Origin of the sequence: Methylobacterium sp. WL103, assembly GCF_008039885.1 — a bacterium.
Classification (GTDB): Bacteria; Pseudomonadota; Alphaproteobacteria; order Rhizobiales; family Beijerinckiaceae; genus Methylobacterium; species Methylobacterium cerastii.
The window spans coordinates 1-8,704 of sequence record NZ_VRUX01000146.1; the positions used below are offsets into that span (position 1 = coordinate 1).

At 61.4% G+C, this 8,704-nt stretch carries 9 protein-coding genes and 2 pseudogenes; 2 read left to right on the forward strand and 9 right to left on the reverse strand.

Translation table 11 applies throughout. From position 1 onward, the window contains the following. Nucleotides 1-681: 681 nt before the first annotated feature. The gene (gene xoxF1, locus FV222_RS11285) at nucleotides 682-2,487 is read left to right on the forward strand and encodes a lanthanide-dependent methanol dehydrogenase XoxF1 (RefSeq protein ID WP_147814309.1); all 1,806 of its coding nucleotides are present in this window, start codon (nucleotides 682-684) and stop codon (nucleotides 2,485-2,487) included. A gap of 839 nt (nucleotides 2,488-3,326) precedes the next feature. Here xoxF1 and FV222_RS11290 read toward each other — a convergent pair. Continuing rightward, nucleotides 3,327-3,416: pseudogene (locus FV222_RS11290) on the reverse strand (integrase core domain-containing protein); the annotation flags it as partial. Between the two features lie 242 nt (nucleotides 3,417-3,658). Here FV222_RS11290 and FV222_RS11295 point away from each other — a divergent pair. Beyond that, entirely contained in the window at nucleotides 3,659-4,054 is a 396-nt protein-coding gene (locus FV222_RS11295) for an EF-hand domain-containing protein (protein WP_147763045.1), read from the forward strand. Nucleotides 4,055-4,298: 244 nt separating this feature from the next. On the opposite strand, the gene FV222_RS11300 is transcribed toward FV222_RS11295, so the two are convergent. The 8 genes and pseudogenes from FV222_RS11300 to FV222_RS11335 form a co-directional block, all read right to left on the reverse strand. Then, nucleotides 4,299-4,631 (reverse strand): hypothetical protein, encoded by a 333-nt coding sequence (locus FV222_RS11300; RefSeq protein ID WP_246685420.1) that lies wholly within the window; start codon nucleotides 4,629-4,631, stop codon nucleotides 4,299-4,301. 44 nt (nucleotides 4,632-4,675) lie between these two features. Further along, complete coding sequence (locus tag FV222_RS30690; protein WP_246685421.1) at nucleotides 4,676-5,089, reverse strand: hypothetical protein; 414 nt, start codon at nucleotides 5,087-5,089, stop codon at nucleotides 4,676-4,678. After that, on the reverse strand, nucleotides 5,086-5,502 hold the full coding sequence (locus tag FV222_RS11310) for a hypothetical protein (protein ID WP_147763047.1): 417 nt from the start codon (nucleotides 5,500-5,502) through the stop codon (nucleotides 5,086-5,088). The genes FV222_RS30690 and FV222_RS11310 overlap by 4 nt, the downstream gene beginning before the upstream one ends. A gap of 94 nt (nucleotides 5,503-5,596) precedes the next feature. Beyond that, a complete protein-coding gene (locus FV222_RS11315) occupies nucleotides 5,597-5,893 on the reverse strand; it encodes a hypothetical protein (protein WP_238273129.1) in 297 nt (98 codons plus the stop codon). Between the two features lie 589 nt (nucleotides 5,894-6,482). Next, nucleotides 6,483-7,124 (reverse strand): response regulator transcription factor, encoded by a 642-nt coding sequence (locus tag FV222_RS11320; protein ID WP_147763048.1) that lies wholly within the window; start codon nucleotides 7,122-7,124, stop codon nucleotides 6,483-6,485. After that, complete coding sequence (locus tag FV222_RS11325; RefSeq protein ID WP_238273128.1) at nucleotides 7,121-7,624, reverse strand: hypothetical protein; 504 nt, start codon at nucleotides 7,622-7,624, stop codon at nucleotides 7,121-7,123. Before FV222_RS11325 ends, FV222_RS11320 begins: the two co-directional genes overlap by 4 nt. Nucleotides 7,625-7,659: 35 nt before the next feature. After that, complete coding sequence (locus FV222_RS11330; protein ID WP_147814313.1) at nucleotides 7,660-8,202, reverse strand: SRPBCC family protein; 543 nt, start codon at nucleotides 8,200-8,202, stop codon at nucleotides 7,660-7,662. Further along, nucleotides 8,202-8,704: pseudogene (locus tag FV222_RS11335) on the reverse strand (VWA domain-containing protein); the annotation flags it as partial. The pseudogene FV222_RS11335 and the gene FV222_RS11330, both read right to left, overlap by 1 nt.

Sequence of the window (8,704 nt, forward strand, 5' to 3'; positions counted from 1 at the left end):
TATAATATATATAAATAATTATATCTGTTATTAGTCAATTTCAATATCAACCCTAACAACATTTCTCATATAGGAAAGAAAGATTGCCGAATTATCCCGACTGTTGACGGGCACGCAGAAATATTACACTCTGAAGAACTTGCGGGATCTCCGAAGTTTGCCGAGGCAATCTATGGAGCAGAACACCTTAGAACAAAGAAAAAACGGCGAGAGCCTTTCGGCCTCGCCGTTGGAGTTGGAGTGGTCAAGAAGCTCGCGAGCGGTCGACCCAAGAGCTAAACGACCCCTGTCGCGAGATGAAAGATAGGTATTAAGATGAAAGAGTCAATCAGAATCGAATAATTTAAGTTCATAGCGAAAATATTTGTTCGATACGTGCAATTGCGTATATTATTCTTGAGCCGAATTAACCGGGCCTGAGAGCGCTTATCTATTGATATTAAGCTATTTTTATGGTGATATGTTTTCTTGTTGCACTTATGAAAAACTTATTGTGCTTGATTTAAATTATGTCTACTGATGATAACTGCTGTTGTGGCCTGCATCAATGTAGGTGCGTAGCAGGGTTGGTGGTTTGCGGTCCGCGCAGCCGATCACTGGCAACGACCAGACCTAAACCAGAGACGTGATTTAGGACGGCGTGACCCTGCGCGGTGTCTTGATCCAGGTTCGGAGGAACCCATGAAAGCGGTACATCTTCTCGCACTCGGCGCGAGTGTCGCGACGTTTGCCATGCCGGCATCGGCGAACGACGATCTGATGAAGCACCTGGCGAACCCCGCCGAGCAGGTTCTCCAGACGGTCGACTACGCCAACACGCGCTATTCCAAGCTCGACCAGATCAACGCGTCCAACGTCAAGAACCTCCAGGTCGCCTGGACCTTCTCGACGGGCGTGCTGCGCGGCCACGAGGGCTCGCCGCTCGTCGTCGGCAACATGATGTACGTGCACACGCCGTTCCCGAACATCGTCTACGCGCTCGACCTCGACCACGAGGCCAAGATCGTGTGGAAGTACGAGCCCAAGCAGGACCCGTCGGTGATCCCGGTGATGTGCTGTGACACGGTCAACCGTGGCCTGGCCTACTCCGACAACGCCATCATCCTGCACCAGGCCGATACCACGGTCGTGTCGCTCGACGCCAAGACCGGCAAGGTGAACTGGTCGGTCGTCAACGGCGACCCGAAGAAGGGCGAGACCAACACCGCCACGGTTTTGCCGGTGAAGGACAAGATCATCGTCGGCGTCTCCGGCGGTGAGTTCGGTGTGCAGGCCCACGTCACGGCTTACGACGCCAAGACCGGCAAGAAGGTCTGGCGCGGCTACTCGGTTGGCCCGGACGACCAGATCCTGGTCGACCCCGAGAAGACCACCTACCTCGGAAAGCCGGTCGGCAAGGATTCTTCGCTGAAGACCTGGGAAGGCGACCAGTGGAAGACCGGCGGTGGCAGCACCTGGGGCTGGTACTCCTACGACCCCAAGCTCGACCTGATGTACTACGGCTCGGGCAACCCCTCGACCTGGAACCCGAAGCAGCGTCCGGGCGACAACCGCTGGTCGATGACCATCTGGGCGCGTAACCCCGACACGGGTATGGCCAAGTGGGTGTACCAGATGACCCCGCATGACGAGTGGGACTTCGACGGCATCAACGAGATGATCCTCACGGATCAGAAGGTCGGCGGCAAGGAGACCCCGCTGCTGACCCACTTCGACCGCAACGGCTTCGGCTACACCCTGAACCGCGCCACCGGCGAACTCCTCGTCGCCGAGAAGTTCGACCCGGTCGTCAACTGGGCCTCCAAGGTCGATATGGACAAGGGGTCCAAGACCTACGGCCGGCCCCTGGTCGTGTCGAAGTACTCCACCGAGCAGAACGGTGAAGATACTAACTCCAAGGGTATCTGCCCGGCGGCCCTCGGCACCAAGGACCAGCAGCCTGCTGCGTTCTCGCCGAAGACCAACCTATTCTACGTGCCCACCAACCACGTCTGCATGGACTACGAGCCGTTCCGGGTGACCTACACCCCGGGGCAGCCCTACGTCGGTGCGACCCTATCGATGTACCCCGCCCCGAACAGCCATGGCGGCATGGGTAACTTCATCGCCTGGGACAACATCGAGGGTAAGATCAAGTGGTCGAACGCCGAGCAGTTCTCGGTCTGGTCGGGCGCTCTCGCTACCGCCGGCGACGTGGTCTTCTACGGCACGCTGGAAGGCTACCTGAAGGCCGTCGACGCCAAGTCGGGTAAGGAACTGTACAAGTTCAAGACCCCGTCGGGCATCATCGGCAACGTGATGACCTACCAGCACAAGGGCAAGCAGTACGTCGGCATCCTGTCGGGTGTCGGTGGCTGGGCCGGCATCGGCCTCGCGGCCGGCTTGACCGACCCGAACGCCGGCCTCGGCGCGGTGGGTGGTTACGCCGCCCTGTCGAGCTACACCAACCTCGGTGGCCAGCTGACCGTCTTCGCCCTGCCGAACTAATCGGTCGCACGAAGCGGCTTGAAATGAGTGCCGGCGCGGATTTCCGCGCCGGCATTCTGCGCTTATGGCTCGGGTTCTCATGATAAAATCAGCGTTCTGCCTGTGCGCTACACTTTGGACAATAAATGGTCCGGCCTCTGCAGCACAAATCAATCAGGAAGCCTTTGGCTGTAAAGCGTTGCATTATGCTCAGGATCTGACGGCGTTACAGCACGGTGGCGATAAGAGTGTGTTGCGAACGCGGCTCGGGAAGTATCTGCGCGCCGGAGAGTGCCGCATGTGGGCAACGGGTGAGGAGGTCACCATCGAGGATGAGAATGATGGCCTCGTATGCATCGCGGTTAAGGGCGCCAGCCATACTTGTTATTGGTCAAAATATATAATCTTAAATAAATTATAATTTAGAGTTGCATTGTCGTTTATCTCTTCGAGAATGAATGTGGTCCAAGATCGCTGTCGGATAGAATTTATCATTACTTATTATCCGCTCTCAATTAATAGCTCGCTGACTATATCGAATTTGAAGTTCCCGCCGCACTTCTTCCTTTACTTCTTCTCGGACAGCTTTGCTTTCGATCTTTTGAAGCAGGCTTTCTCTTGTGTGACCCTTGAAGGGCCGGGCAGACTGCCACCGGCGCCGTACCATTCCGCTGATTGACTCAGTCAACATATCGCCCCCCTTGTGGGCGAGCCTGATCTAGATCGAGGAAGGCGACCCCGCCTGAGGGGAGCGGAACCGCCTCCGCGGATTGATCAGGCCCCACGCGTTGGTACAATGGTAAAATTACTGCACGATTGGCCGCCCGGCCTACCGAAGAAGGCTAGCACGAACACGTAAGTGCCGGCGGCCGGTATGCCAGCGATGCATGTGGGCGCATGCGGTTCACGCGGTAGTAGTGACGCCTCCACCTTTCGATCACTTCTCGTGCGAACCTCGTTTCGCGTTAGCAGCAGGCCCCGCAGCCGCGCCGGCACACATCCACTGCCTCACTGGCATACCGTGCTCCATAAAAAACCGACAGACTGGCTTGCCAGATTTTCCCGGGTAGATTAGGCAATAGCCTGCGTAAGCGTGACTCGACTCGGCACGACTCTCCGTTTCGAAGGCTCAGGCGCGACGACGTCTTGAACTCGCAGACTGTGACACAATCTGACCTAAGGATATCTCTCGATGACCTATCGCCTACCTTCCGCCCTGTTTGCCACCGTCCTCGCCATCGGTGTCGTCGCCCCGGCGTTCGCCGCACCCGCCACCGTTGCGGCGTTCGATCCCGACAAGGACGGCACCATCGACCTCAAGGAGGCCCAGGCCGCCGCGTCCATGAAGTTCGACATGCTCGACCCCGACAAGGACGGCACCCTCGACGCCAAGGAGCTTACCGGCTTGATGACGGCCGCCGAGATGAAGGCCGCCGACCCAGATAGCGACGGCACCCTGGACAAGAAGGAATACCTCGCCGTGGTGGCCGCGCGCTTCAAAGCCGCAGACCCGGATGCCGAGGGCACCATCGACGCCAAGGAGCTCTCCTCGCCCGCCGGCGCTTCCCTCGCGATGTTGCTGAAGTAGGGTCGCCTCACGGGGCGGCCGCCACTCAAGGAGATCCGTATGCGGATCAACCTTGTTATGCCGGCCACCTCGTGATGTTGACAAGCACCGGGCCTGACCAGGCTACACCGAGATCGGGCGGATCCCGACGCTGAGGTATCGCAGAGTCGTCGGCACGTTTTCCGCGATGCGGGTCAAGCTCGGCGCGGGCAGTCGCGCCGACCTCATCCAAATCGTGATGAAGCAGCCCGGTGCCGGGTGAGGATCAGCGCGGGACGAAGATTCCTGGGATGATCCGACCCCTTTGACCAAACAGCTCCTGGGCCTTCGTGCAACTCGCCGGCACGTCCTTCGCATAGGCCGCGAGGTAACCGCGCGCTTGCAGCATCAGAGCGTCCCGGTCGATCTCGGCGGGATCGACCCCCATCGACTGGACCGCCCCCTTAAAGCGCTCCACGTCCGTTTTCAGCATGCTGCAGTTGATATTTACGAAGCCGACGAGGCCTGCGAGCTTGGCCGCGTTGCGCTTCTTGGCCGGGATGTCGGCCGACTCCTGACCATATGCAGACGGACCAGCTGCAGCGAGCAGCGCCGCCAAGCAGAGAGCGCAATACCGCATAGATATGTCCTTCTGTCGAATTACTAATCGATGCAATGCGCAGCGAATAGGGCCCTAGTACGCTCCATCGAACGATACTCCGCTATGCTCGCCGGATTGCGCAGTTCAGGCCCTTCTGGAAGTCGCCCTACTACGCCCGTCCCAGGCTCGAAGACGAAGGGGCGCGGACCGGTAAAGGTGCCCATACGGTTGCGGACATCGACGCTTCCGCACATTATACCGCCGCGGCCCGTCCGCAGGCTGCTCACCCGTGCGTCGGCGCTGCCGAGCCGCCGCCCGATCGCCGCGGTGGCGGCGCGGCTGGTTTCAAGGTCGGGCGCCTCGCCGTCTGCCACGGCGCCTTGCGCTTGAGCAACCCCGGCGGCAAGCGCTAGCACGGCCAAAAGCCGGGTTGAAACGCGCGCAAGCCGCATCGCAGACGGCGCGATCGCGCTCACGCGCTGAGCCGGCAACGGCCGCCCAGGTTCTTATAGCGGACGCTGCGGAGGCCCGCCTCGAACCAGTGAGTGCCCCGCCGATTGGCTTTGTAACCATAGAGCTTGATCCGCATCCCGTCCTCCGGGGCCCGAATCACGGCCGGCTCTTCCGTGCCGTCGAACGCCCTTTCCGGCGACGGCACGCCTTGGTCACCGAACTCGGCCTGTGAACCGTCCTGCTCCCGCTGGAAGACCAGCGCGTAACTGGGTGGGCTACGCTCACCTATGATCCTATAGTGGAAGCCCACCAGAGGCGTGCGGTCAGCAAAGTTGGTGAAGGCGCAGAAGAGTGTTGGTCCCGCAACCCGCGGAGCCCCAACCGCCTCCGGCGGGGGCGCTGCCGCGATCCGGGGCGCGCTCAGCTGCATGAACATGACGCCTCCCAGGACTACAAGCGTTGCAGCACCCGCGAATAGGCCGGTTATGATCCGCGCCAACGGGAATAATGCCCAACGGCGACTGCTATGGTTAATCGCTGGATGGTTGCGCATGCAGCGACAAGCAGGTGCGAACCATATCGCTCAAGGTTAAGCTTCGAGTGTCGCCTGTATTGGCCGTCTCCTCAAGGCACCGCATAAAATACTCGCGGGTCAGCTCTGGCGAGAGCGTCGTCATCGCCTTTCCCATGCGGTTGGTGAAGTCGATCTTGTCGGTCATCGTGGCCCGCGGCCACAGCGAGGCGAGATCGTCCATCTTCAAGCGTGCCCAAGCAAGGTCAGTCGCAAAGACAAAAAAAGTTAATAAGGCAATCATAAACCTGAGCATCGACGGCTTATCTCCATGTAAAATCTGATTTACGGTAAGTCGATATGGATGTCCAGAATCCATTGGTATTTACCTTGGAAATTTCTATATGCGATCTACGATAAAGGATTTATTTCCTGCGGAAAAATTAAGCTAGACATGCTAATATTTTGGATATAGGGCAAGACTGCATTATGCAAATCAATAGCGCACCAATCAAAAGATCGTAATCTGACATAAAAGTAAATCTTTACTTTCGAATTTGCGTTATATTCGTCCGAGCATCAGTAGTAGGTGCGCCCCCCCGTCGCCATCCCGCCGAACGTCCGATTTCTAGGCATTGCTTCTGTTGGGCAGACCGGTGGCAAACCACCCACCTCGGTCGAAGAGCGGACGGGCGGATCCCGAACAACCTCGTCATAACCAACAAACAGAATCATCCCCAAAAGCAGAACTTCACCGATTTCGTTGAGAAATTTGGGATGCGGTCGGAGCAGCACTTGCAGGAACGTCGAGAAGATCTGCAGTCGTTCCCCATTGTTTCGGGCGGCGGCTAGCCAAGTCCCGGCGCGGTATCGCTTCCGGTAGTAGGCGAACTGCAGTACCCTTATCAGCGGAGGTCCGTCACGCCCTGCGCGATCGCGACCCGGAGAAGTTCCGCGAGCGATCGGACGCCGAGCTTGCGCCGGAGGTTGGAGCAGGCGCCGATCACCGTACGGTAGCTAACCGACAGCGTGTCGGCGACATCCTGATACGAACGGCCCCGGCTCAGGAGCGACAGGATCTGTAATTCACGGGCGTTGAGATCGGCCAAGGGCGAGCGTCGCGCGGCCGTCGTCAGCATCGCCACCGCCGTGGCGAGGTCGTGTTCGAGATAGCCATAGCCCGCGTGGACCGCCGCGAAGGCGTCGAGGAAGGTGGCGCTCGGCACGTCCTTGCGCACGTATCCGAGCGCCCCACTCTCCAGGGCGCGGGCGACGATCACCGGATCGGCATGCATGCTGAACGCAAGGATGCGCGCGTGATGTTCCAGCGCACGGATCCGCCGGATCAGCGACAGGCCGGCGAGCCCGCTCTCGCGAAAGGTGAGGTCGCAGACCACGGTCGCCGGCCTGTGACGGTGGAAGAACCGATAGGCGCTGACCACGTCGGACGCCTCGTGCACCGTGCCGATGCAGGCCGACTCCATCAGCGTGCGGAAACCCCGAAGCACCACGGGATGGTCGTCGACGACGAGAACCTCGTTCGTCATTGCGGCGACCCGGCCGGTTCCGCCCGCGCCGCGCCACCCTGTGCGCCGTAGCTTTCCGTCAGCCGCGCCAACGCGGTCGGCGCATCCAGGCCTTGCTGCCGGGTGTTGAAATAGTGCTGGCACATCTCGCCGTAGAGCTGCCGGCGATGGCTCGCGCCGGCGATGCCGGAAAAACCATCGACCAGATCGGCATAGTCCTGGGGCATTTCCGCCGCGGCGAGCATCTGGCCGAGCTGCACGGTGCGATTCGCGATCATGCGCGGATCCTCGATAAAGGCGCTTCTCGCACGGGCGAGGCTCGCGCGCAGCCGGGCGCTGCGCGGGTCGGCCTCGGGCAGCAGCGTCCCGGCCTCGCGGCTTGCGATCCAGCGGGCCGGATCCATCGCCTCGGTCTGCGAGAGCCAGATCGGCACGTCGACCGCGTTGGTCCGCGCGACCACGGCCGGCTCCGCGCCGGACCCGTCCACCCCATCGCCGCAGGCCGAGAGCGCGAGCGCCACGGAAAGGGCGGCGAAGGCCGCGTGCGTGGGATGCCTCAATGCCCGGCGCCCGGCTCGACCTTCGCTTTCAGGCCTTTCAGGCCGGCGGCGAAGAAGGCATCCATCGCCGTGCGGCCGGCCGCGTCCGAGAGGTCGTCGGGCGGCTCGTTGCCGGTGTCGCCGCGGTAGAACCGGCCGCTCCACGTCACCTTCGCGCCTTCACCCTCGGGCGCGACGCTCAGCGTCGCCGAGTAGGACGAGACCGGGAGCGCTTTCACCTCGGGATCGGACATCCGGTAGGAATACTTGAAGGCGCTGCCGTTCCATTCGTCCAGCGACTCGACCAACCTGGCGCCGTTGGGAAAGGTCAGCGTCCGCTTGCCCTCGGCCTCGCCGGGCTTGCCGCCGGCGACGCCCTCGCTCGCCTTCAGAGCCGGGTTCCAACCGGCGATCTTCCCGAAATCGCCGGCCACCTTCCAAACCGCCTCGGGCTTGGCCGCGATGGTGATCGACTGGTTGACCTTCTGCGGCGTCGGGCCGTGGGCGAGCGCCTGCGTCGCAACGAGTGCAAGCAGGGCGGGGGCGAGGGCGTGACGCATCATGATGTCGTGTTCCAGTGGGGACGAAGCCGGGCGGGCCGGACGAGGGCTCGGCGGAGGGTGGGACCTGCGAAGGCCGCGAGCAGCAAAGCGAGGGCGCCGGCCCCGAGGAGCGGTTTCGGATCGAGCCGGCCCGGCAACGGGCGCGGGGTCGCGACCGCCATGAGCGGGGCGGCGAGGCTGGCCGGCCCGTCGAGATGGGCGTAGGCGAGCCCGGTCTCGCCCGCGAGGCGCTTGAGATACGGTTCGCGCACGGAGGAGAGGTGCTCCTCGCCGGTGGCCGCGTTGGCGCCGAAGGGGGCGTTGCGCGGGTTGTAGCCCTCGCGGCTCTCGGCATCGGCCGGCGGCGGACCGAAGCGGTTCTCCTGCTGCACGTCGCCGGCACCGTAGAAGCCGATCTCGCGCCCGCGGTCGTTGAACTTCGGGATCGGAGATAGGCCATAGCCGCCGACGCCGGCGATCAGGCCGCGCACGGCGCCCGGCTTGCCCTCGAAGGCCGGGC

Excerpts from the sequence above, each read along its gene's own strand:
- xoxF1 (WP_147814309.1), top strand. The coding sequence starts at position 682 with ATGAAAGCGGTACATCTTCTCGCACTCGGCGCGAGTGTCGCGACGTTT.
- FV222_RS11295 (WP_147763045.1), top strand. The coding sequence starts at position 3,659 with ATGACCTATCGCCTACCTTCCGCCCTGTTTGCCACCGTCCTCGCCATC.
- FV222_RS11310 (WP_147763047.1), bottom strand. The coding sequence starts at position 5,502 with ATGTTCATGCAGCTGAGCGCGCCCCGGATCGCGGCAGCGCCCCCGCCG.
- FV222_RS11315 (WP_238273129.1), bottom strand. The coding sequence starts at position 5,893 with ATGCTCAGGTTTATGATTGCCTTATTAACTTTTTTTGTCTTTGCGACT.
- FV222_RS11320 (WP_147763048.1), bottom strand. The coding sequence starts at position 7,124 with ATGACGAACGAGGTTCTCGTCGTCGACGACCATCCCGTGGTGCTTCGG.
- FV222_RS11330 (WP_147814313.1), bottom strand. The coding sequence starts at position 8,202 with ATGCGTCACGCCCTCGCCCCCGCCCTGCTTGCACTCGTTGCGACGCAG.